The sequence below is a fragment of the Micromonospora sp. NBC_00362 genome (assembly GCF_026342155.1).
GTDB lineage: Bacteria > Actinomycetota > Actinomycetes > Mycobacteriales > Micromonosporaceae > Micromonospora > Micromonospora hortensis.
Genome location: NZ_JAPENH010000001.1, coordinates 1,393,631 through 1,415,344 on the forward strand (window position 1 = coordinate 1,393,631; position 21,714 = coordinate 1,415,344).

Here is a 21,714-nt window from a genome sequence, read left to right on the forward strand (position 1 = left end):
TCTTCTCTAACCCTCACCGTAGACGCCGAACCGGGGCGACACGGGCAGTTCGCGGGCGGCGGCGGAGAGTGCCAGGATGGGGTGGTGATCCTGGTGGGCACGTCCGGCTGGCAGTACCGGGACTGGCGCGGCCGCTTCTACCCGCAGGGGCTGCCGCAGCGGCTCTGGCTGGAGCACTTCGCGGCCGGGTTCGCCACTGTCGAGGTCAACAACGCCTTCTACCGGCTGCCCGAGCGGGACACCTTCGCCGCCTGGCGGGCACGCACCCCGGCGGATTTCTGCGTCGCGGTGAAGATGAGCCGCTACCTCACCCACATCAAGCGACTGCGTGACCCGGCGGAGCCGGTGGCCCGGTTCCTCGGCCGCGCCACCGCGCTCGGTGACCGGCTCGGCCCGGTGCTGCTGCAACTGCCACCGAACCTGCGGGCGGACGTCGAGGCGCTGGACGCGACGCTGCGACTGTTCCCGGCGCAGGTGCGGGTAGCGGTCGAGCCCCGGCACCCCTCCTGGTGGACCGACGCCACCCGGGCGGTGCTGGAGCGGCGTCGGGCCGCGCTGGTCTGGGCGGACCGGCTGGGCCGCCCGATCGCCCCCCGATGGCGCACCACCGACTTCGGCTACCTGCGGCTGCACGAGGGGCGGGCACGGCCGTGGCCGCGTTACGGTCGGGCCGCGCTGCGGTCCTGGGTCGGTCGTCTGACCGACGCCTTCGGCGCGGACGAGCCGACGTACGTCTATTTCAACAACGATCCGGGCGGCGCCGCGATCGTGGACGCCGTGGCGTTCGCCGCGCTGGCCCGGCAGGCCGGACACCCGGTGTCGCGGGTGCCCACGACCGTCGCCGACGACTGAGCCCGCCCGACGTCGGTCGGGCGGGCTCGCGGTGTCGGGCTGTCACGGCATCATCGTGGCGAGGTCCTTGGGCATGGTGTCCTTCACGTCCTGCCACTCACCCTGGGTGACGTGGCGGCGCAGCGTGTCCAGCACCACCTGCGTCACCCGCTCCGGGCCACCCTCCGCGTCGTACGGGAAGCCCTGCCGCACCTCGTAGAGGAAGTCGTCGCGGTTGAGCTTGATCGGCACGTCCGACGGCACCCAGCCGTCGAAGTAGATGCCCCGCACCAGCACCGGCAACTGCTGGGCGAACTCCACGCTCTCGTCCACCGGCAGCCGGTCGCGCAGCAGGTGCAGCACCGTGCGCAGCGCCGCGTACGACTGGTTGCGCCGTTCCTTCGGCCAGCCGTAGGCGTTCTCGATGTCCTTGAGAATGAGGTTCGTCTTGTCCAGCGAGGACTCGAACGCCGAGATCATCGCGTCAGCCATCGGTCGACCCCCGTTCCGTGGTGTCCCACCGTCGGTCGTCGGCGCGGCGGGGCGGCCCCACCGGCCCACGGCGGGCCCGCACCGGGCTGCCCTGCGGGGCGCGCCGGGCGTTGTCGGCCGTGCCGACCACGTGCAGGACGGCACCACGCCGTCGATCCGTCACCACTCGAGCCGTCATCCCCGTCACCTCCGTGTCGTCTCCGGCGTCGGCCGTCGACGGACGGCCGTACCCACCGCGTCCACCATGCCCGCGCAGCGGGTGAGGCGGCCCCACCCGGATCGGGTGAGGTCAGTTGGCGTCGAGGAGGCCCGCGAGGGTCTTCGCGTTGGTCTGCGCGTAGTCGCGGTAGCAGTTGTTCATGAGCACGTGGGTCTGCCCGGCCTCGTCAGCCAGCTCGCGCAGCTTCGGCGCCCAGTCGGCCAACTCCCGCTTGGAGTAGTGGTAGCCGAACTTCTCGTGGATGTCCTTGCTGGTCCACTTGTCGCTGTGCCCGTGGAAGCGCATGACGGCGAGGTCCGCGGTGGCGGCCAGCACCGGAGGCAGCGACGAGCGGTGGCCCTGCGGCATGTCCACGCAGACGTACGGCAGTTTGTGCTCGCGCAGGAAGGCCAGGGTCTCGTCGGCGTTGTCGCCGTCGAACCAGGAGGCGTGCCGGAACTCGTACACCGGGCGCAGCGGCGCGCAGCGCTTCGCCACCTCCAGCAGGTACTGCTTGTTGGCCCGCTTGATGGTGAACCAGGGTGGGAACTGGAACAGCAGCGCGCCCAGCTTGCCGGCCTCGACCAGCGGGTCCAGCGCCGACAGGAAGCGCGTCCACACCTCCTCGTACGACTGCGCGGGCAGGTCGTCGGGGTAGACGTTCTTCTTGTCGGTCTCCGGGCGCAGGTCCTTGTAGAGCGCGCTGACCCGGGTGGGATGCCCGGTCAGCAGGCTGAACGCCTTGATGTTGAAGGTGAAGCCGGCCGGGGTGCGCTCGGCCCACAGCCGCGCGGTCGCCTCGGCGGGCGGCGAGTAGTAGGTGGCGTCCACTTCGACCAGCGGGAACTGCTTGGCGTAGTAGGCCAGCCGCTTCTCCGGGGTGTCGGCGGTCTGCGGATACCACCCCGAGTCCAGCAGTGTGCGGTCGGTCCAGGACGCGGTGCCCACGAGGATGTCACCCATGGCTGAAGTCCATCGCGTCGCGGACCGACCGGCAACCGCTGGGGTGGCTCAGGCCGCCCGCCGCTCGCGAGTCTGCTTGCACGTCACACAGGTGGTGGCGGACGGGAAGATCTCCAGCCGCTCCACCGGAATCGCCGCCGAGCAGCCCTCGCACCAGCCGTAGGTGCCCTCCTCGAGCCGGCCGAGGGCGTGCTCGTACTGGGCGCGGCGGTCGAGGATGGTCCGCAACAGGGACTGGGCGGTGTCCCGCTCGGCGGTCTTGGTGCCGCTGTCGGCCTGGTCGTCGCCGGCGGTGTCGCCGACCTCCACCAGCCGCAGCACCTGGCTCTGGAGCACCGCCTGGTCGTACTCCGCGGTCAGCTCGTCGTAGCGCGCCTGGAGCGACTGTCGGATCTGATCGATCTCCGTCTGGGACCGGGTCGTACCGACCGTGTCGTGGACGAGCATCGCTGCCTGCCTTTCCTGGGCCTGTGGCTCAAGGTGAACCGGGTGCCGGCGGCGCGGGGCCCCGGTCACTGTCGCGTTCGGTGCGCGGGCGGTCACCCGCGCTCTGTGAGCCGGGCGAGTACCCGCCGAATCAGCAGTGCAAACCGACAAATTCTCGGTTGTTGTCAGTCGTTCCCGCCGGGCTCCACGAGCGCCGGTCGGCGGGGGTCGTCGGCGCGTACCACGACGTCGGCGAAGCTCGCCGGGACGACCTCCTCGGCGTACCTGTCGAAGGCCGGCAGCGCCCACTGCTGGGCCGGCTCGGTGCGCCGGCGCAGCGCCGCCGGGGACACCTCCAGGTGGACGGTCACGTCGAAGGGCAGGCCACCGCCGAGCAGCAGCGAGCCGCTGACCAGGACGACACCGCCGGGGGCCAGGTCGACGTAGCGGGCGCGGCTGGCCCGGTCGGCGTCGGCGTCCCAGAGCGACGGAAGTAGCCGGCCGCTGCCGCCCGGACCGGCCGGGTCGAGCACCTCCCGGCGCAGCCCGGCCTCGTCGACCCAGGCCTCGTAGAAGGAGTCCGGGTTGGTGCGCCCCAACTCGAAGCGCAGCGACGCGGGGCGCAGGAAGTCGGTGGCGCGGACGTGCAGCACCGGGTGACCCTGGGCGCGCAGCGGGTCGACCAGCGCCGCGGCCAGGTCGTCGACGCCGGCGGCGGGGGCGCCGTCCACTGCCACCCGCAGCCGCGCGGGACCGGCGGCGGCGCGGGTCGCCGCGTCGGCCAGCCGGCCGGTCAGCTCGGTGACGAGCAGGTCGGGCGAGATGGGGCGGATGCGCACCGGACCATCCTGCCCCGCGCCCGGGTACGGCGGTGCCGCCGGTCAGCCGCTGCGGTCGATGGTGACCCGCGCGTCGTCGGCCAGCCGGTAGCCCACGCCGTAGACGGTGGTGACCAGCGGGACGTCCACGCCGACCTTGCCGCGAAGCCGACGCACGTGCACGTCGACGGTACGCACGCCGGCGTGCTCGTAGCCCCAGACGGCGTTGAGCAGTTGCAGCCGGGTGAACACCCGGCGCGGGTGGGCGACCAGATGCAGCAGCAGGTCGAACTCCAGCCGGGTCAGCGGCAGCGGCTCCTCGTCACGCAGCACCGAGCGCGACGAGGCGAGGATGTGCAGGGCGGGAATGGTCGGGCTGATCGGGCGGGACGGCGACCGGTTGGCGGGCGCCTGGTCGGGGCGGCGTTCGGCCGGGACCGAGCCGATGATCACGCCTTCGCCGCGCTCGAGCATCTCGCGAGCGGCCTCCAACAGCCGGCGCGCCGCCGGGGTCAGCGACTCCTCACAGGCCAGTGGGATGGACAGCGTCACGGTGAGCACGGGCGCTGCGGTGTTCGCCGGGCGACGCTGGCCGCCGGGAGGTCGACCGGGCACCGCGGGTTGGGACGTATGCCATCCGGCGCGCGACGAGGCGGGGCTGACCGACATGGTCCTCCTTGGGCTGGTCCGGGTATCTCCCCACGGCCCGGGACGCCGCTTCATCGATGCTTCCCGGCGCCTGGGCGAGGGTCAAGAGGCGGCTACGTTGCATGAATGTGACAATTGACGAACACATCGGAGCCAAATGCTCGCTCTGCGTACGAGGCCTGATGATTACAGCAGAGTCGTCGAGATGCCCCGTTACGGGGGTCCCCGACCGGTTCACCAGGCGGTCACATCGCCGCCGGACCAGGGCTCAGCTGCTGTGATCCACGCTGATCGGCGCCTCGTCGGCCAGCCGGTAGCCGACGCCGTAGACGGTGGTGACCACCTCCGAGCCGGCCAGCTTGGCCCGCAGCCGGCGGACGTGCACGTCCACCGTCCGGGCCACCGCGTGCTCGTAGCCCCAGACGCTGGAGAGCAGTTGCAGGCGGGTGAAGACCCGGCGGGGCCGCTCGGCCAGGAACAGCAGCAGCTCGTACTCGATGCGGGTCAGCGCGATGACCTGGTCGCCTTGGCGGACCATCCGCGAGCCGGCCAGGATGCGGACGTGGTCCGGTGCGGCGGGCGGCGCGGCGGGGCGCGGGGCCGGTCGCGGCCCCGACGCGGGGTCCTCGACGGCACGCAGTTGGCCCTCCCCCGACTCGGCCAGCTCGCCGAGCAGCTGCACCAGCCGGGCCAGCCGAGGGCTCAGCGGCCCGGGGACGAGGTCGAGGGTGATGGTCAGGGTCGGGCTGGTGCGCGGACGGGCCGGCGGGCGCACGCCGGGGTGGCGGCGCGTGGGGATGGCGACGACGGACATGGTGCCTCCTGAGTGGCGGTACGCGCGCCACGCCGGGTGTGGCGTGACGGTCAGCGGCGCGCCCAGCCGGCGTTGACCGGGGACGCGAGGGGAGAGGGGTGGTGCAGTGGGGTCGGGCCGAGGGCCGGCAGGCCCGCGATCCGCCAGGCCGCGAACCCACCGACCACATCGGTGGCCCGGTGCAGGCCGACGTCCTGCAACGCGGCGGCTGCCAACGACGAGGTGTAGCCCTCCTGGCAGAGGATCACCACCGGCAGTTCGTAGTCGACTGCCTGCGGCAGCCGGGCCGCGCAGCGTGGGTCGAAGCGCCACTCCAACACGTTGCGTTCGACGATGAGCGAGCCCGGCACCACGCCGTGCGCGGCCCGTTGCGCGGCGGGGCGGATGTCGACCAGCAGCGCTCCGGCCCGGTACGCCAGGTGCGCCCGCTCGGGGTCCAGCCGGCGCAGCCGGGCCCGCGCGGCGGCCAGGATCTCGTCGATGCCCCGGGAGCCCGGTGGCGGCACTGGGGCGGGACAGTGCTCGGCGGTTGTCTGCATTATCGGTTCCTTCCGGTGACAGGGGTTCTCGGTGTGCGCGGGCTACCAGGACCGGCCGGCCTCGGCGACCTCGGCGACCCGCAGCCGCCCGTCGAGGAGGTGATAGCGGGTCATCCGCAGCAGCGCCGGCCGGTAGACGTGCACGCTGACCGCTGGATCGACGCCTCGGTTGGTCACCCGGTGCACGTGCCGGGGGCCGAAGCGGCGGCCCGCGCCGGCCGGCAGCAGTCGGGGGCGTAGTCGACCGGCGCTGACCGTCTCCTCGGTGAGCGCGCCGTTGACCACTCGGAACGCCCCGGAGGAGCCGCCGTGGTCGTGCAGGTCGGTGCCCTGCCCGGGCAGCCAGCTCAGCGCCCACACCTCGTGCTCGTCGGTGACGGCGAGGCGGGCGTACCAACGCTCGGCGGGGTCGAAACGCAGCGCGACTGGCCAGCAAGCCGGTTCGGCCCATCCGGCGGCAACGGTGAGCAGGTCGGGCTCCGGACGGTGGTGCGTCATGGCGGTTCCTCGCGGGTCGTTCGGCGGGGTGCCCTCGTACTCTAGACGGCAAAGCCTATAGGTTTAGTAGGTAATTCCGTCTGATGGGACGCAGGGTCAGCCGCTCGGGTGAATCAGCGCAGCACCGGTGGGTCCGCGCGGTAACCCGGCAACGAGGGCCAACGCACCGTCAACACCACCGACGCCCGCTCGGCGAACCAGGAATGGTCCACCCCACGGGCCCACACCACGTAGTCGCCCGGCGCGGCCAGCCGCACCGTCCGGTCCGGCAACTCCACCCGGAAACACCCCTCGACGAGTACGAGCAGAGTGGTGCGCACCTCACCGGTCGCCCACCGCGACCGGGCCTGCCCGGGCGGATGCACGCCCCACTTCACCTCGACGTCGGTGCTGTGCCGGATCTCCCCCGGCGGCGCGAAGTGCCCGAGCAACCAACCAGCGTTGGTGGCGCCGTCGACGCCCGCGTTGCCCACGTACACCGTCTCACCCATCGGACCCTCCCCCAGCGCACCGGCCGAGCAACCTATCAGGACCGGTGTGGCTGGGGCGTGTCTCCCGGATCTGGTCGAGCCGAGACGAGGCCCCGACGGCGATCCGGCAAGGCGGCTGGACGGCGTCGTCCGCGCCCGTCGTAGGCCGGCGAAGATCCGAAAGACACGTCCTATCCTGGACCGGTGACCGAGAACCTCGACGCCGAGACGCTGGCGTTCGCGCACCGGATGTTCGACCTGGCCCGAGCCGGCGCCACCGACGAACTGGCGGCGCAGATCGACGCCGGCCTGCCGGTAAACCTCACCAACGACAAGGGCGACACACTGCTCATCCTGGCCTCGTACCACTCCCAGCCGGACACGGTGGCCGCCCTGCTCAGCCGCGGCGCCGACCACACCCGGGCCAACGACCGAGGTCAGACAGCGTTGGCGGCGGCGGTCTTCCGCAGCAGCACCGAAGCGGTCCGCGCGCTCCTCGCCGCCGGCGCGGATCCGGCACACGGCAACCCGTCGGCCGTCGAGACCGCGCGCTTCTTCGACCTGCCGGAGATGACAGAGCTGCTGCGCGTCGGCTGACACCGGCACGGCCGGCCGGTATACAGGGTCGGTGGAAGATCCTCTGCCGGAGCAGATGCGGGCCGCCGCGACCGCACTGCTGACCGCCCTCGACCCCGCCGCCCGCGAGAGCGCCGTGCACGCGTTCGACGACGAGGCGGCCCGACGCTGGCTGGAATACCGGCCCCGACCCCGACCGGGCGTCTGCCTCGCCGAGCTCGACGTCACCGCCCGCAAGGCCGCCCACCGGCTGCTGGCCACCGCACTCAGCTCCTCGGCGTACGCACAGGCGATGGCGATCATCTCGCTGGAGGAGGTGCTGGACCGGGCCGAGGGCTGGCAGCGCGGGCGACACAGTGCCGACTACTGGGTGGCCGTGTTCGGTGACCCGGCGCGCGACGACCGTTGGGCGTGGCGACTCGAAGGGCACCACCTGTCGGTGAACATGACAGTGGTGGACGGCCAGGTCTCCCCCGCGCCGATCTTCTTCGGCGCCAACCCGGCCGCGGTCCGCTACGCCGGCCGGCCGGTTTCCCGCCCACTCGGTGTGGAGGAGGACCTGGCCCGCGCCCTGCTCGACGCGCTGGGCCCCGCCGAGCGGGCCGCCGCGATCATCGCCGACGAGGCGCCGGCGGACATCATCAGCGCCACCCGTGGGCGGGTCGACGCGCCGTTGGAGCCCCTCGGCGTACCGGCGGAGCGGCTGGGACCGACCGGCCGCGCGCTACTCGACCAGGTGGTTGCCCTCTACCTCGACCGGCTGCCGCCCGAGCTGGCCATCCGGGAGGCGACCCGACTGGACGCCGGCCCGCTGCACTTCGCCTGGGCCGGCCCGACCCACCCCGGGCGGCGGCACTACTACCGGGTGCAGGGCGACGACCTGCTGATCGAGTACGACAACACCACCGCGGACGGCAACCACGCCCACACCGTGCTGCGCCGCCCCGCCAGCGACTTCGGCGCCGACGTCCTAGCAACCCACCACCAAACCCACCACCACTAACCCCGCCCTCACCCTCACCCTCACTCCCGCCCTCACCCCCGCCCCGCCCCACCCACGCCCTCGCCCTTTCTCCGCCGATCTTGCAGTTTCGGTTGTCGAATTGCCCAGTTCAGCGGCATTTGCGAGTGCCGAAAGTGCAAGATCGACGGGTGGGGGTGGGCCGTCAGGGGCGGGTGGCCTCGATGAGGAAGCGCTGGGCGTGGGCGACGAAAGGTCCCTCTCTGGCGATGCGGTGGTGGAGGTCGCGCAGTGGTGCGCGGTAGCGGTCGACAGTGAACCCGGGCACCGTCCAGATCACCTTGCGCAGGAACCAGACCACCGCGCCGATGTCGGCGAAGGTCGCCCGCAGCGTGGCCCGACGCAGGTCGACCACCCGCAGGCCAGCGGCCTCGGCGGCGGCGACCGCGTGCTCGGGGTGCCGCTGGGTCGGAGGCGGCAGCGGCCCGAGGATCGCCTCACTCAGCTCCCGCATGGTGCCGGCCCCGATCTGCTGCGACAGGAACGTCCCGCCCGGCCGCAGCACCCGCGCCGTCTGAACCCAGTCGGTACGCACCGGATGCCGACTGACCACCAGGTCGAATGAGGCGCCACGAAACGGCAGCGGCCCGTCCGGCGCGACCGCGACCACCGACGCGCCGACCCGGCGCAGGGTTCGTCGGGCAACCTCCACGTTCGGCGGCCACGCCTCGGTCGCCGTCAGCAGCTTCGGTGGACGAGGCACCTCGGCGAGCACCTCCCCGCCGCCGGTGTCGACGTCCAGCGCCGCGTCGGCCCGCGCCATCCGGTCGGCGACCAGCCGGGCGTACCCCCAGTGTGGACGCTCCTCGGTGGCCCGGCCAGCCAGCCAGCCGAAGCCCCAACCATCGACGGGCGCGGCGGCGGCCTCCGCGATCAAGTCCTCTGCGTCACGCTCAGCGGTCATGGCGCTCAGCCTTGCGGCCGCTCACCCGGCCGGCAACCCATTTGCCTGCGTCCGGCCGGGGCGTCCGCGGTGGATCTCAGCCGAGGCCGAGCCCGTGCTCCTCGAGGGCGGCCTGGAGGATCCCGAGCGCCTTCGGGCCCATGCCGTGCAGCGCGGCCAGGTCCGTCCGAGGAACGCCCGCGAGCTGGCGCAGCGCGGTGTAGCCGGCGCCGTGCAGGGCCCGGGTGGCGGGCGCGCCGATCTTCGGAAGCGTGTCCAGAGAGGAGGTCATCCGGGGATGGTAAACCGACCAGTCGCACGGTTACCGGCCCCGCGCACCAGGCCCGCCGACCGGCCGACCGCCCGGCTCACGGGTCGAGCAGGCCCTACGGGCGCGTCGGGCCAGGGCAGCAGGTCGAGCAGGCCCTACAGGCGGGTCGGGCCAGGGCGGCAGGGCGGGCAGCAGGTCGAGCAGGCCCGACGGGTGGGTCGGGCCAGGGCGGCAGGTCGGTCAGGGGCGGGCGATCTCGCCGGTGGAGCCGGCCAGCGCCTCCAGGCCGCCGGTCTCGGCGCGGCTGCTGTCGAACTGACGCATCAGGCGGGCACCCAGGTGCACGCCGACCCCGCCGACGGCCAGCGCGACCAGCTCGGTGACCAGGATCGCGACCGACGCGCCGCGCTGCGGGGAGTGCGACCGGACCAGGCAGGTGAGCAGGAACATCGCGGCCATCACCGCGTTCACCAGGTTGAAGGCGACAGCGGTGCGGCGGGTACGGTCGCCCGGCACGTCCCACAGGTCGACCATGCCGGCCACGGCGGTCAGCGCGGCGGCGACGAGGGCGGCGACGCCGGTCCAGTAGCCGACCTCCCCGAGGAACGCGGGCCCCCCGATCACGTCGGTGAGGTCGAAGACGGTGGCGCTGACGAAGAGCCCGAGCGGGAACGTCACCAGCATCGGTTGGATCGGTTGCCCCTGCACCCGCAGCCGGCTCTGCATCGGTCCTCCCCCGGGTCGGCGCAGCTCACCTGACCAGAGTGCTACCCGGGGCCGGTTGAGGCGAAACGATGCCGCCCGACTCGCCGCCGGCAGGGAGAACGGGCACCACGGCCGCCTGCCAAGGCCGGACGGCCAGACCGATAGCTGTAAACGTCTCCGGGAAGGTCACCCCCCGGCGCCCACCCGGTTGATCATGAAGTTATTGCCGCGACTCGCCGCAGCGGAGGGCAATAACTTCATGATCAACCGTTCAGGGTGGGGCCAGCGGGAGGGGCAGTCGATTCGGGTTTCAGGACGTCGGGGCGTGACACCCCGACTTGCTGAAACCGAGTCGGTCACCCCGTCGACGCGACTCAACGGCCCACGGGGCCCACGCGGCCGGCGGGCCGACCAGCCGACGGGGGCCACGGGAAGGACGCCGCCGGGGTCAGTTGTCGCGTTGGCGGGAGACCGTCCGGACCAGGCGCTCGGCTACCTCGCGCAGCGGGATGTCCAGCGACGAGGCGGCGGTACGCAGCACGTCGAGGGCCTCGGCTGGTGGGCATCCGCGCTGCGTCATGATCACGCCGACGGCCTGGCCCACCACCCCGTCGTGCAGGAGTGAGGCGTCCCGTTCACCGGCGAGGGTGAGCTGTCGGTTGCGGTCGCGGACGGCGGCGAGCAGCAGGCCGGCGTGTTCGGCGAGCAGCATGGCGGTCAACTGGTGTTGCGGGGTCAACAGGTCCGGCGCGGCGGCGTACAGGTTGATCGCCCCGATGACCTGGTCGTCGATGTCGACGGGTGCGGAGATCACCCCGCGTACGCCGAGGTCGCGGGCGTGCGCCGTCCAGGCCGGCCAGCGGGGCTCACCGGTCAGGTCGGCGGCGAGGATCATCTCGCGGCGGTGGATCGCGCTCAGCGCGGGCGTGTCCGGCCCGTGTCGAAGGTCGTCCAGGCCGGCCAGCCCCTCGTCGGAGGCGGCCACCCCGGCCGGCTCGCCGGCCCGCAGGGCGGTGAACCCGCACCAGCGCACCCCGGCGACGGCGTCCCGGGTGACCCGGACCAGGGCCAGCAGCGCCTCATCAAAGTCGGTCAGGGCGATCAGCCCGGCGGTCAGCTCCCGTAACAGCGCGGCTGCTTCCAGGACGCCGAGGGTGTGCACCACCGGTTCGCGCGTGTCGAGATTCACCGGTTCGCAGCCTCCGTGCCGTCTCGCGCCTGCCCGGCACGCATCGTCACCTGTGTCATCGTCTGCTCTCTCCCGACTCGACCGACCAGCCCTACTACCCTGGGAAACCTGGGTCGAAACGGCGTAAATCGGGGCCCCGGTCGCCCGCGGAGGCGCGGTCGGGGCCCCGATGGTCGATACGTCAGCGCGAGGCGCCGCTGAGCCGCCGCCCGATCGACGCGATCAGACGGTCGAGCTCGGACCCGAACGGGTTGTCGTGCACCAGGTACGTCCAGGTGGCGGTGGGCCGGACCAGGGTGCCGTCGTCGGGCTGCCAGTCCTCATCGAATTCGGTCTCGGTGAAGGTGGCGATGGTGCGGGCCTCGATCTCCGGGATCAGGTCGTTGAACGCCGGCACCGCGGCCCGGTGGAACTCGTCCAGCGGGTCGAGCCGGCCCAGCGCGCGCAGGTGCACGCCCTCGCGGACCTCCGACAGCTCGGCCAGGTGCTCGGCCCAGAGCCGGTCCAGGTGGTAGAGCGCGATCGACCGGGCGGCACGGGCGAGCAGGTCCTCGTCCATCTCGCCGGCCTTCTCGGGCTCCTTCTCCAGCAGCATCACCGCGGCCACGTCACTGGTCAGCAACCGCTCGCGGCGCGCGGCGAGCGCCTTACGCTGCTGCTCGATCACCACGCTGTAGCGCCAGGTGTTGCGGTGGATCTCGTGGTTGACGCCCTCGGCGACACGCTGGGCGTGCTCCACGGCGTAGTCGACCTGCTCGTCGGTCACCAGACCGTCGGCGTTCATCCGCGGCGAGGCCGGCACCGAGTCGGCGGCGTGCCGGACGACGAGGTCGTCCTCCAGGCTGACGAAGAAGACCGAGCCGCCCGGGTCGCCCTGCCGGCCGGCCCGACCGCGCAGCTGGTCGTCCACCCGGCGGCTGTCGTGCCGGCCGCTGCCGATCACGTAGAGCCCGCCCAGCTCGGCGACCCGCTCCTGGTCGGTCTGGTCGCTGCCGCCTAGGCGGATGTCGACGCCCCGGCCGGCCATCTGGGTGGAGACGGTCACGGCGCCGTACGCGCCGGCCTCGGCGATGATCGCGGCCTCTTCGTCGTCGTTCTTGGCGTTCAGCACGACGCAGGGCACCCCGGCGGCGTTCAGCCCGGCGGCCAACCCCTCGGACTCCTTGACGTCCAGGGTGCCGACCAGCACCGGCCGCCCCTTGGCGTGCCAACGCTGGATCTCGTCGATCAGCGCCTCGTCCTTCTCCGCCCGGGTGGCGTAGATGCGGTCCGGCTCGTCCTCGCGGATGCACGGGGTGTTCGGCGGGATCACCGCGACCTCGAGGTCGAAGAACTCCCGCAACTGGTCGCCGACCAGCACCGCGGTGGCGGTCATCCCGCAGACCTTCGGGTAGAGCGCGATGTACGCCTGCATGGCGATGGTGCCGAGCACCTCGCCCTCGGCGGTGGCGTCCAGCCCCTCCTTGGCCTCGACGGCGGCCTGGAGACCGTCCGGCCAACGGCGGCGCTGGGCCACCCGGCCGCGCATCTCGTCGACCAGTTCGACGGAGCCGTCCCGGACGATGTAATCCACGTCACGGTGCAGCAGGGCGTGCGCGTGCAGCGCCACGTTGACCGCGGAGAGCTGCGCGACGTGCTCCTCGTCGTACAGGTCGATGCCGAGCTTGGCCTCCATGGCGGCCAGGCCGGCGGAGGTGAACGCCACGCTGCGCCCGTCCTCGGCGACCGTGTAGTGCTTGTCCTTGCGCAGGCCGCGCACGAGCGCGGCGGCGGCGTGCACCGGGTCCTGCTCGCCCGGCACGGCGCCGGCCAGGACCATCGGCACCCGGGCCTCGTCGATCATGATCGAGTCGGCCTCGTCGACGATGGCGGTGGTCAGCGCGGGCTGCACCCGGTCTTCCACGTCGGTGACCAGCTGGTCGCGCAGGTAGTCGAAGCCCGCCTCGCTGACCGAGACGTAGGTGACGTCGCAGGCGTACGCGTCGCGCCGCTCCTGCGGGGTGGAGGCCTCGTTGACCCAGCCGACGGTGAGACCGAGCAGGGTGTAGACCGGCTCCATCCACTGGGCGTCGCGGCGGGCGAGGTAGTCGTTGATGGTGAGCACGTGCACCGGGCCGTTGCCGAGCCGGACGTGCCCGTACGCGGCGACAGTGGCGGTCAGTGTCTTGCCCTCACCGGTGGCCATCTCGGCGACCTTGCCGGAGAGCAGCGACATCGCGCCGAGCAGCTGCACGTCGTACGGCCGCTGGTCGAGGCCACGGCGGGCGGCCTCACGGCCGACGGCGCAGATCTCCTCGTAACCGACGGCGGCACCCGCGGCCGCGGTCAGCTCGGCGTCGTCGAGCGCGGTGAGCTCAGCCTCGCGCGCCTCGATCGCCGGGAGCAGTTTCTCCAGTGGAGCAAGATCCACGGTCGAGCCGGGGCGCTGGAGGAACCGCCGGAACTTGCTCTTGAACCGTTGCGACACACCCATGAGCGGCAACGGTACGCGATTCCGGGCGGCGCGCGCGGCCCGGCCGCCCGGCAAGTCGGCCTTCCTGGGGCGCGGTCAGCCGACCAGCAGCTGGTGGCTGGCGAGTTCCCGGTACAGCGGGTCGGTGGCGGTCAGTTCGGCGTGGGTGCCGACGGCCACCACCCGGCCGCCGTCGAGGACGACGATCTGGTCGGCGTCGACCACCGTGGCGAGCCGGTGCGCCACGATCAACAGGGTCCGGCGGACGGCCACGGCGTCGATGGCGCGGCGCAGCGCGACCTCGTTGCGGGAGTCGAGGTTGCTGGTCGGCTCGTCGAGCAGCAGCACCGGCGGGCCGGCGAGCAGCGCTCGGGCGATGGCCAGGCGCTGCCGTTCACCTCCGGAGAGCAGCACGCCGCCCTCACCCACCTGCACGTCCAGGCCCAGCGCGGTGCGCTGCGCCAGGTGGCCCAGGTTGACCTCGTCGAGGACGTCGCGCAACCGGTCGTCGGTGGCGTCCGGGGTGGTGATCAGCAGGTTCTCCCGCAGCGTGCCGGCCAGCACGGGAGCCTCCTGCTCGACGTAGCCGAGGCGGGCCCGCAGCGCGTCGCGGGGCAGGTCCCGTACGTCGGTGCCGTCGAGTCGGACCGCGCCGGCGCTCACCTCGTAGAAGCGTTCGACCAGGGCCAGCAGTGTGGATTTGCCGGCGCCGGAGGGACCGACGAGGGCGGTCCGGGTGCCGGCGGGGACCGCGAAGCTGACCTCGTGCAGCACCGGCTCGCCGCCTGGGTAGCCGAAGCCGACCCGGTCGAACTCGATCATCGGGGTCGGGCGGCGCGGGGTCGCCGTCGCGGCGGCGGACGCCGGGCGGTCGTCAGCGCCCTCCGCGGGCACGTCGAGGATCTCCTCGATCCGCTGCAGGGCGCCCAGGCCGGACTGCAACTGGGTGTACGCCCGCAGCACCTGACCCAACGGCAGCGCCAGCAGGAACAGGTACATGACGAACGCGACCAGGTCCCCGACGGAGATCGCCCCGGCGGCGACCCGCGCCCCACCGATGCCGAGCACCAGCAGGAACGCGCCCTGCACGGTGACCGAGCCGATCGGGCCGACCAGCGCCTGCACCCGGGCCACCCGCAGCCCCGCCGCGTAGGCCTCCCGCGCGCTGCCGGTGACGGTCTCCGTCTCCCGGCTCTCGGCGCGGCTGGCGCGGATGGTCCGGGCCGCCGAGATGGCCCGCTCCACCGCCGAGGTCATCTCGCCGATCCGCTCCTGGGCGACCCGGGCCAGCGCCCGGACCCGGCGGGCGAAGGTGGCGGCGAAGACCAACCCCAGCGCCACCCCGAGCAGGGTGACGCCGAACAGCAGCGGGTCGAGCAGCACCATGGCCGTGCCGGCGCCGACCACCGTCACCGCCCCGGTGACCGTCTCGAACAGCCCGGAGGTGACGACGGCGCGCAGCAGTGTGGTGTCCGAGCCGACCCGGGAGAGCAGGTCGCCGGTACGTCGGCGGTCGTACTCGGCGATGGGCAGCCGCAGCAGGTGACCGGCGAGCCGACGCCGGGTGCCCAGCACCACTCCCTCAGCGGTGCGTTGCAGCAGGTAGTCGCGCAGCCCACCGATCGCCGCGCCGAGCACCACCAGGGCCACCAGCACCGCCACCAGCCGGGACACGCCCTGCTCGGCGCCGATCCGCTCGAGCACCGAGCGGGTGAGCAGCGGTTGCGCCAACGACGCCGCCGAGCCGATCAGCGACAGCGCGCCCACCACCACCAGGGTGCCGCGATGCTCCCGCAGGTACGGCAGCAACGCGGCCAGGCCGACCGACCGGCCCGCGGGCTTGTCGCCGGCCGGTCGGTCGGTCGAGGTGTCGCCGGGAACCGGCCGGTCCTGCACGGTGCTCATGTCGCGAACGGTAGCCGCCCCCGGCACGCGGCGACGGCGGGTCAGACGGCGAGCACCACCTGAAGCTCCTGGCGACGACGGTCGGCCAGGCCGGTCAGGAGGGCGGGCGCCTCGTCGAACGGCACCACTGCCGAGACGAGGTGCTTGCGGATCCCATCGCCGTACGTCCTGAGCAGGTCGACGGTCTCGGCGGAGAGCCGTTCGCGGTCCCAGGTGGGTGCGAGCCCGCGCGGAACCCGGCCGATCTGGGCACAGCGCAGCGACAGCCCGTTGTGGTGGAACTCCTCACCGAGGCGGACCGCGTCCGCGCCGCCCTGGTAGAAGGCGAGGTCGATGACGGTGCCCTGGGGCCGCAGCAGCCGCAGGGCGAGGTGCAGCGCCCACGCCTGCCCCCGGCACTGGAACACCACGTCGGCGCCCCGGTCGCCGGCGGTGTGCGCCCAACGGGTCTTGAGCACCACCGCCGGGTCGTCAGCGTCGGGGTCGAGGGTTTCCAGGCCGAGCGCCTCGGCGACCTGGCGGCGGTGTGGGGTGGGGTCGAGCACCACCACCGACGCTGCGCCGTTACGCCGGGCGAACAACGCCGTCAGCAGCGCCACGACACCGGCGCCGACGACGGCGACCCGTCGGCCGCGTACCCCGTCGCCGAGCGTGCGGACGTCGGTGCCGTGCAGGTCGGCGGCGGCGTGCAGCAGACCGTTGGCGCAGATCGGCCCCATGTGCGCGACGTAGACGCCGAGCAGCGGGTCCAGGTCGTCGGGCAGCGCCACGAACCGTTCGGCGACCGGGTCGGCCAGCCAGCCGGTGCGGTGCCCGTACGTCATCGCGCCGACAGTTCCCACCGCGACGGCCGGGGTCTCGCTCTCCACCACCCGGCCGACCTGCATGTAGCCGAGTCGGGTGACCGGGTAGGGCGTGCTGGCCGCGCCCGGCTGGAACAGCCCCAGGTCGGCGTTCCAGGTGACGTTCAGGTAGGGGTTCGTGCCCTTGACGTAGCTCAGCTCGGTGCCGGCGGAGACACCACTGAACAGCGTCTCGACCCGGAACGTGCCGGGGCGCAGCGGGGCGGCGTCCTGCTCGATCAGGTCGACCCGGCCGGGACCGGTGACCACCACGACCTTGTCACGCATCGACTGTCACCCCCGTCGCGAGCGCCGCCGGCGCGGTCGCGGTGGCGAGCCGCACCGTGGTGCCGGTACGGGCCGAGTCGGACACCGCGAGGGCCAGGCGCTGGGTCGCGAGGGCCTCGGCGTACGGGACTCGCACGTCGTCGCCGATGCCGCGGACGGCGTCGACGAAGGCGCGGTCCACCGCCACCCGGGCGGCTTCGGGGTCGGCCGGGACGTGCCGTTCGCCGTCGGCGTCGCGGATCGACAGCCCGTCCTCGGTGATCGCGAGGGCCAGCCCGTCGGCGAGGATCTCCAGGCCGGCGCGGTGCTTCCAGCCCAGGACGCAGGCGGCGCTGAGCGTGCCGACCGCGCCGTCGGCGAAGCGCAGCGCGGCGGTGGTCACCGAGTCGATGTCGGCGCCGTCGACCGGCGGTGGGGTGCCGTTGCCGTACGCGGTGACCTCGGTGACCTCTCCGGCCAGCACGCGGATCAGGTCGAGCACGTGCGCGGCCTGCTCGACCACGGGCCCGCCGGAGCGGTCCCGCCGCGACCACCACGCCACCGGCGGCACCTTGTCCAGCCAGGCGCCGCTGACCATCCGTACCGGACGGTCGGCGAGCAGGTCGCGGGCCTGGTCGAGCACGCTCAGATAGCGCCAGTGGTGGCCGACGGCGGTGCGCAGCCCACGCCGCGCGACCAGGTCGGCGATCCGCTCGGCGGTGCTCAGGTCGACAGCGACGGGCTTCTCCACGAACATCGGCAGCCCGGCCTCGATCACCGCCTCCTCAGCGGGACCGTGCGCGAACGGTGGCACGCAGACGTACACGGCGTCCAGATCGACGGCCAGCAGCTCGGCGACGTCGGCGCAGGCCCGCCCGCCGTGCTGTGCGGCCAGCGCGGACGCGGCCTCCGGCGCGACGTCGGTGACCCCGACCAGCTCGACGTCGTCGAACCCGGTCAGCACCCGCGCGTGACGCTGTGCCACGCCGCCGGCCCCGACCAGACCCACCCGGCATTTCCGCATCCCGACACCCCTTCGAAGACGTTTCATGTGCGATGGGAGCAGTCCCCTGGGCTGTGCGCAATCAAACGTTCATCCCCCGGGAACGAATTGTCGTCACCTCTGTGATCAAGCTGTTGCCGAGAATGCGGTTAGCGCGTGACGAGAAATGGGAACAACCAAATTCGGTTTTTCCACGCACGAACGGAGGGGTGCCCGTGCGGGATATGACATCGAGTGTGTCGCCGGTGGTGGAGGCGTGGGCCACGTACCGGACGACATCCGCGGCGGACTGGCCGACCCGTCGGCTGATGCGCGCCAAGGGTGAGACCCGGGTCAGCGTGGTGCTGCCGGCGCGCAACGAGGAGGCCACGGTCGGCGCGATCGTGTCGACCATCCGGGAGCACCTGATGGATCGGGTGGCCCTGGTCGACGAGCTGATCGTGGTGGATTCCCGCTCGACGGACCGGACCGCCCAGGTGGCCCGCGCCGCCGGCGCGGAGGTGGTCAGTCAGGACGCGATGACCCGGGGGTTGCCCCGGCTCACCGGCAAGGGCGACGCGCTCTGGGCCGGGCTGGCCGCCGCCGAGGGAGACGTGGTGGCGTTCATCGACGCCGACCTGCGGGAGTTCCGACCGCACTTCGTGAGCGGGCTGCTCGGCCCGCTGCTGACCGACCCGTCGGTCGATTTCGTGAAGGGCTTCTACCACCGGCCCCTGGTGGGCACCGCCAGCGTGGAGCAGGACGGCGGAGGCCGGGTGACCGAGTTGATGGCCCGGCCGCTGCTCAACCTCTTCTGGCCCGAGCTGGCCGGCTTCGTGCAGCCGCTCGCCGGTGAGTACGCGGCTCGCCGGGACGTGCTGGCCCAGGTGCCGTTCGTCTCCGGGTACGGGGTGGAGACGGCCATGATGATCGACCTGCTGGACCTGGTCGGTCTGGACGCGCTGGCGCAGGTCGACCTCGGTGAGCGCAAGCACCGCCACCAGGACACCGCCGCCCTGGGTCGGATGTCCGCGCAGATCATGTTGACCGCCTGGTCCCGGCTGCAGCGGCGCGGGTGGGCGACCCCCGGGTTCACGCCGGAGGCGTTGCTGACCCAGTTCCGTCGCGGTGGTTCGGACACCCTGCCCAACCTGGACCGCGAGATCGTGGTCAGCGACGTGTCGATCGAGGAGCGTCCGCCGTTGGCCGAACTGCGCCACCGGGTGCCCCGCCGCCGGGTGGCCGCCGCGTGAGCGCGACGAGCCTCACCGTGCTGATGAACGCCGGCCCGTGGCTGTCGGTGCCACCGCCCGGCTACGGGGGCATCGAGAACGTCATCGCCACGCTGGTGCCGGAGCTGCGGCGACTCGGCGTACGGGTGGTGCTCGCCTCGGTGGGCAGCAGCACCCTGCCGGTGGACGAGCAGCTCTCGGTGTTCGCCGACGGGCAGTTCGCCGCGTTGCAGCGGCCGTACAACCAGGTCTGCGGGATCGCCCAGGCACACCTGGCCGGGGTGGTCCGGGAGCTGCACTCCCGCGACGACATCGACCTGGTGCACGATCACGTCGAGGCGGTCGGCCTGGCCACCCTCGCCGCGATGGGGCCGGCCGGACCGCCGACCCTGCACACCCTGCACTGGGACCTGGCCAAGCATCCGGCGCTCTACGGCAGCCTGGACGGCGGCGACCGGGTCCGGGTCAACGGCGTCTCCGCGTCGCAGCTGGCTCGCGCCCCACTGGCGCTGCGGGAGCACTCGGTGGGGCACGTGCACCTGTCCACGCCGCTCGCCGTCGACGCCGACCGGCGGCCCCGACCGGACAAGGGCGAGCACCTGCTCATCCTGGGCCGGATCAACCCGGGCAAGGGACAGGACGTGGGCGCCCGGCTCGCGCACCGGGTCGGTATTCCGCTGGTGCTGGCCGGCCCCGTCGGGCCGTACCACCGGCCGGCCGACCTGGCCGCGGCCGGCGACGAGGCCCGGCAGAACCCGGACGTGCGGTTCTTCCTCGACGAGGTGGCACCGCACGTCGACGGTGACCTGGTCCGCTGGGTCGGCACCGTGGCCGGCCAGGAGCGCGACGACCTGCTCGCCAGCGCCCGCGCGTCGTTGTTCCCGCTGCGGTGGGAAGAGCCGGGCGGCACTGCGGTCGTCGAGTCGCTGGCCCTGGGTACGCCGGTGGTGGCCACCGCCCGGGGCTGCCTGCCGGAGCTGATCGAGCACGGCCGCACCGGGCTGCTCACCACCGACGAGGAGGAGTTGGGCGACCTCGTCCTCGCCGCCGAGTTGCTCGACCCCGACGAGTGCCGGCGGGTGGCCGCGCAGCGTTTCACGCCCGCGGTCATGGCGCAGCGTTACGTCGAGCTGTACGAGCGGGTCCGGCAGTCGGCGAGCGCGCCGAGGTTGCTGCCGGCCTGACCGACGGCGGAGCCGGCCGGTTTGCCGGTCGCGCCAGCGGGTAGGCGGCTGCGCTCATGCCCGCCGCGCGACGAGGAGCCGGGAATGGTCGGACCGATGGCGCACTCGCGGGCCCGACCGAACCCGGCCGACGGCAAACCGCCGGTCCGTCGCGCGGCGGCGACGGTGGGGGTGCTGTTCCTGCTGGTCGGCGTGCTCGGCTTCGTGCCGGGGATCACCACCGGCATGGACGCGCTGCGCTTCGCCGGCCACGACTCGGGCGCGTTCCTCTTCGGCGTCTTCCAAGTGTCGGTGCTGCACAACCTGGTGCACCTGGCGTACGGGGTGGTGGGTCTGCTGTTGGCCCGGACGGTCACCGGCGCTCGGGCGTTCCTGATCGGCGGCGGCGCGGTCTACCTGGTGCTGTGGCTCTACGGGCTGGCGGTGGATCACGACACCGGGGCGAACGTGCTTCCGGTCAACGACGCCGACGGCTGGCTGCACCTGGGTCTCGGCGTCGGGATGATCGCACTGGGCCTCCTGACCGGCCGGCCCCGTCGCTGACCGCCGAGCCCCTGCCGGACCGGCCGATCGCGTCCGTGACCTGGGTGTTGCGCACCGTGACCTGCGTCGCCCCGCCGTCGGTCCCGGTTTCGTCGGGAGCGGCCTCGGGTAGTTGGCAGATCCCGACCCAGCAGCGAATTGAGGCGCCGATGTCGAGCGGGATCACCTGCGAGGTGCGTACCACGGCACCGGTGGCGGTCGTCCGGCTCACCGGCCCGCTGCACCTGGGCACGATGCGCTCGGTGCACCGGGCGCTCAGCGACGCGCTGGTCGACCAGCCGGAGGCGCTGGTCGTCGACATGGCCGGGGTGAGCGTGGAGGACCGGTTGGCGCTGTCCGTGTTCGCCGCGACCGCCCGCCGGGCCGAGGAGTGGCCGGCGGTGCCGGTGCTGCTCTGCTCCCCGTCGCCGGTCGCCGCACGATGGCTGGCCGAGTCGACCGCGTGCCGGGTGCTTTCGGTCTCCGCGGATTGCGCGGAGGCGACCCGGTTGGCCGGCACGACGTCCACGTTGCGGATGCGGGCCCGGCTGGAGCCGGTAGCCGGGGCCTGCCGACGGGCCCGGGAGCTGGTCACCGAGGCGTGTGCTCGGTGGAACCTGCCGGACGCGTCCGGCCCGGCCGCGTTGGTGCTCAGTGAGCTGGTGGGCAACGTGGTGCGCCACGCCGGCACGCCGATGCACGTGACGGTGACCCTGCGCCGGCCGTATCTGCACCTGGCGGTGGTGGACGGCAGCAGCGCCCAGGCCCGTGCGGGCGGGACGGACCTGCACGCCGAGGGTGGGCGAGGGTTGATGCTGGTCCGGGAGCTGACCCAGCGGTGGGGCAGCGTGCCGGCCGGTCAGGGCAAGGCCGTCTGGGCGATGCTGCCGGCAACCTGAGCGTTCGAGGCGCTTGCGCCCGGTACCAGCGTTCTGACCGAATTTACCGCTCTGGCCTGGTTACATGGTGCGAGGGTCGGGTAGGC

The 21,714-nt window shown here is 72.9% G+C and carries 25 protein-coding genes; 7 read left to right on the plus strand and 18 right to left on the minus strand.

Features of this window, described 5'->3' with window-relative positions:
- Nucleotides 1–84 precede the first annotated feature (84 nt).
- Nucleotides 85–852, plus strand: coding sequence for a DUF72 domain-containing protein (locus tag OG992_RS06310; RefSeq protein WP_266302648.1), 768 nt, complete (start codon nt 85–87; stop codon nt 850–852).
- A gap of 42 nt (nt 853–894) precedes the next feature.
- On the opposite strand, the gene OG992_RS06315 is transcribed toward OG992_RS06310, so the two are convergent.
- The 10 genes from OG992_RS06315 to OG992_RS06360 form a co-directional block, all read right to left on the minus strand.
- Nucleotides 895–1,323, minus strand: coding sequence for a DUF2267 domain-containing protein (locus tag OG992_RS06315; RefSeq protein WP_124775985.1), 429 nt, complete (start codon nt 1,321–1,323; stop codon nt 895–897).
- The gene (locus OG992_RS06320; RefSeq protein WP_238685875.1) at nt 1,316–1,501 is read right to left on the minus strand and encodes a hypothetical protein; all 186 of its coding nucleotides are present in this window, start codon (nt 1,499–1,501) and stop codon (nt 1,316–1,318) included. The genes OG992_RS06315 and OG992_RS06320 overlap by 8 nt, the downstream gene beginning before the upstream one ends.
- A 111-nt stretch (nt 1,502–1,612) precedes the next feature.
- Nucleotides 1,613–2,485 carry a DUF72 domain-containing protein gene (locus OG992_RS06325; protein WP_266302649.1) on the minus strand — a complete coding sequence of 291 codons (873 nt, stop codon included), beginning with the start codon at nt 2,483–2,485 and terminating at the stop codon, nt 1,613–1,615.
- Nucleotides 2,486–2,533: 48 nt separating this feature from the next.
- Nucleotides 2,534–2,932 carry a TraR/DksA C4-type zinc finger protein gene (locus tag OG992_RS06330; RefSeq protein WP_091408390.1) on the minus strand — a complete coding sequence of 133 codons (399 nt, stop codon included), beginning with the start codon at nt 2,930–2,932 and terminating at the stop codon, nt 2,534–2,536.
- A 164-nt stretch (nt 2,933–3,096) separates the two neighbouring features.
- Entirely contained in the window at nt 3,097–3,750 is a 654-nt protein-coding gene (locus tag OG992_RS06335) for a uridine kinase (RefSeq protein WP_238685877.1), read from the minus strand.
- Between the two features lie 42 nt (nt 3,751–3,792).
- Nucleotides 3,793–4,398, minus strand: coding sequence for a winged helix-turn-helix domain-containing protein (locus tag OG992_RS06340; RefSeq protein WP_238685878.1), 606 nt, complete (start codon nt 4,396–4,398; stop codon nt 3,793–3,795).
- A gap of 247 nt (nt 4,399–4,645) precedes the next feature.
- Nucleotides 4,646–5,191 carry a winged helix-turn-helix domain-containing protein gene (locus OG992_RS06345; RefSeq protein WP_238685879.1) on the minus strand — a complete coding sequence of 182 codons (546 nt, stop codon included), beginning with the start codon at nt 5,189–5,191 and terminating at the stop codon, nt 4,646–4,648.
- A gap of 50 nt (nt 5,192–5,241) precedes the next feature.
- The gene (locus OG992_RS06350; RefSeq protein WP_238685880.1) at nt 5,242–5,730 is read right to left on the minus strand and encodes a rhodanese-like domain-containing protein; all 489 of its coding nucleotides are present in this window, start codon (nt 5,728–5,730) and stop codon (nt 5,242–5,244) included.
- A gap of 42 nt (nt 5,731–5,772) precedes the next feature.
- Complete coding sequence (locus OG992_RS06355) at nt 5,773–6,228, minus strand: cysteine dioxygenase family protein (RefSeq protein ID WP_238685881.1); 456 nt, start codon at nt 6,226–6,228, stop codon at nt 5,773–5,775.
- A gap of 113 nt (nt 6,229–6,341) precedes the next feature.
- A complete protein-coding gene (locus OG992_RS06360; RefSeq protein WP_030490949.1) occupies nt 6,342–6,719 on the minus strand; it encodes a signal peptidase I in 378 nt (125 codons plus the stop codon).
- Nucleotides 6,720–6,902: 183 nt separating this feature from the next.
- On the opposite strand from OG992_RS06360, the gene OG992_RS06365 reads away from it, so the two are divergent.
- Together OG992_RS06365 and OG992_RS06370 are read left to right on the plus strand one after the other, a co-directional pair.
- Nucleotides 6,903–7,295, plus strand: a complete 393-nt coding sequence (locus OG992_RS06365; RefSeq protein ID WP_238685882.1) for an ankyrin repeat domain-containing protein — start codon at nt 6,903–6,905, stop codon at nt 7,293–7,295.
- 31 nt (nt 7,296–7,326) lie between these two features.
- Complete coding sequence (locus tag OG992_RS06370) at nt 7,327–8,277, plus strand: DUF3500 domain-containing protein (protein ID WP_266302650.1); 951 nt, start codon at nt 7,327–7,329, stop codon at nt 8,275–8,277.
- Between the two features lie 163 nt (nt 8,278–8,440).
- Here the strand turns inward: OG992_RS06370 and OG992_RS06375 are convergent, their stop codons facing one another.
- The 8 genes from OG992_RS06375 to OG992_RS06410 all read right to left on the minus strand — a co-directional run bounded on the left by OG992_RS06375 (nt 8,441) and on the right by OG992_RS06410 (nt 17,833).
- Nucleotides 8,441–9,199, minus strand: coding sequence for a class I SAM-dependent methyltransferase (locus OG992_RS06375; protein WP_266302651.1), 759 nt, complete (start codon nt 9,197–9,199; stop codon nt 8,441–8,443).
- Nucleotides 9,200–9,275: 76 nt separating this feature from the next.
- Nucleotides 9,276–9,470, minus strand: coding sequence for a DNA-binding protein (locus OG992_RS06380; RefSeq protein ID WP_238685885.1), 195 nt, complete (start codon nt 9,468–9,470; stop codon nt 9,276–9,278).
- A gap of 219 nt (nt 9,471–9,689) precedes the next feature.
- Nucleotides 9,690–10,175, minus strand: coding sequence for a DUF2231 domain-containing protein (locus OG992_RS06385; protein ID WP_238685886.1), 486 nt, complete (start codon nt 10,173–10,175; stop codon nt 9,690–9,692).
- A 427-nt stretch (nt 10,176–10,602) separates the two neighbouring features.
- A complete protein-coding gene (locus OG992_RS06390) occupies nt 10,603–11,343 on the minus strand; it encodes a GAF and ANTAR domain-containing protein (RefSeq protein WP_238685887.1) in 741 nt (246 codons plus the stop codon).
- A 181-nt stretch (nt 11,344–11,524) separates the two neighbouring features.
- Nucleotides 11,525–13,816 (minus strand): accessory Sec system translocase SecA2, encoded by a 2,292-nt coding sequence (gene secA2 / locus OG992_RS06395; protein ID WP_266302652.1) that lies wholly within the window; start codon nt 13,814–13,816, stop codon nt 11,525–11,527.
- 75 nt (nt 13,817–13,891) lie between these two features.
- Entirely contained in the window at nt 13,892–15,700 is a 1,809-nt protein-coding gene (locus OG992_RS06400) for an ABC transporter ATP-binding protein (protein ID WP_266302653.1), read from the minus strand.
- Between the two features lie 41 nt (nt 15,701–15,741).
- Complete coding sequence (locus OG992_RS06405; protein ID WP_266302654.1) at nt 15,742–16,830, minus strand: zinc-binding alcohol dehydrogenase; 1,089 nt, start codon at nt 16,828–16,830, stop codon at nt 15,742–15,744.
- Nucleotides 16,823–17,833, minus strand: a complete 1,011-nt coding sequence (locus OG992_RS06410) for a Gfo/Idh/MocA family protein (RefSeq protein WP_266302655.1) — start codon at nt 17,831–17,833, stop codon at nt 16,823–16,825. The genes OG992_RS06405 and OG992_RS06410 overlap by 8 nt, the downstream gene beginning before the upstream one ends.
- 194 nt (nt 17,834–18,027) lie before the next feature.
- Between OG992_RS06410 and OG992_RS06415 the strand changes: the two genes are divergently transcribed.
- The 4 genes from OG992_RS06415 to OG992_RS06430 all read left to right on the plus strand — a co-directional run bounded on the left by OG992_RS06415 (nt 18,028) and on the right by OG992_RS06430 (nt 21,628).
- Nucleotides 18,028–19,044 (plus strand): glucosyl-3-phosphoglycerate synthase, encoded by a 1,017-nt coding sequence (locus tag OG992_RS06415; RefSeq protein ID WP_238685892.1) that lies wholly within the window; start codon nt 18,028–18,030, stop codon nt 19,042–19,044.
- A gap of 23 nt (nt 19,045–19,067) precedes the next feature.
- Nucleotides 19,068–20,207, plus strand: coding sequence for a glycosyltransferase (locus OG992_RS06420; RefSeq protein WP_266305164.1), 1,140 nt, complete (start codon nt 19,068–19,070; stop codon nt 20,205–20,207).
- A 96-nt stretch (nt 20,208–20,303) separates the two neighbouring features.
- Nucleotides 20,304–20,750 carry a DUF4383 domain-containing protein gene (locus OG992_RS06425; protein WP_238685984.1) on the plus strand — a complete coding sequence of 149 codons (447 nt, stop codon included), beginning with the start codon at nt 20,304–20,306 and terminating at the stop codon, nt 20,748–20,750.
- A 149-nt stretch (nt 20,751–20,899) separates the two neighbouring features.
- The gene (locus OG992_RS06430; protein ID WP_266302656.1) at nt 20,900–21,628 is read left to right on the plus strand and encodes an STAS domain-containing protein; all 729 of its coding nucleotides are present in this window, start codon (nt 20,900–20,902) and stop codon (nt 21,626–21,628) included.
- The last annotated feature ends 86 nt before the right edge of the window (nt 21,629–21,714 follow it).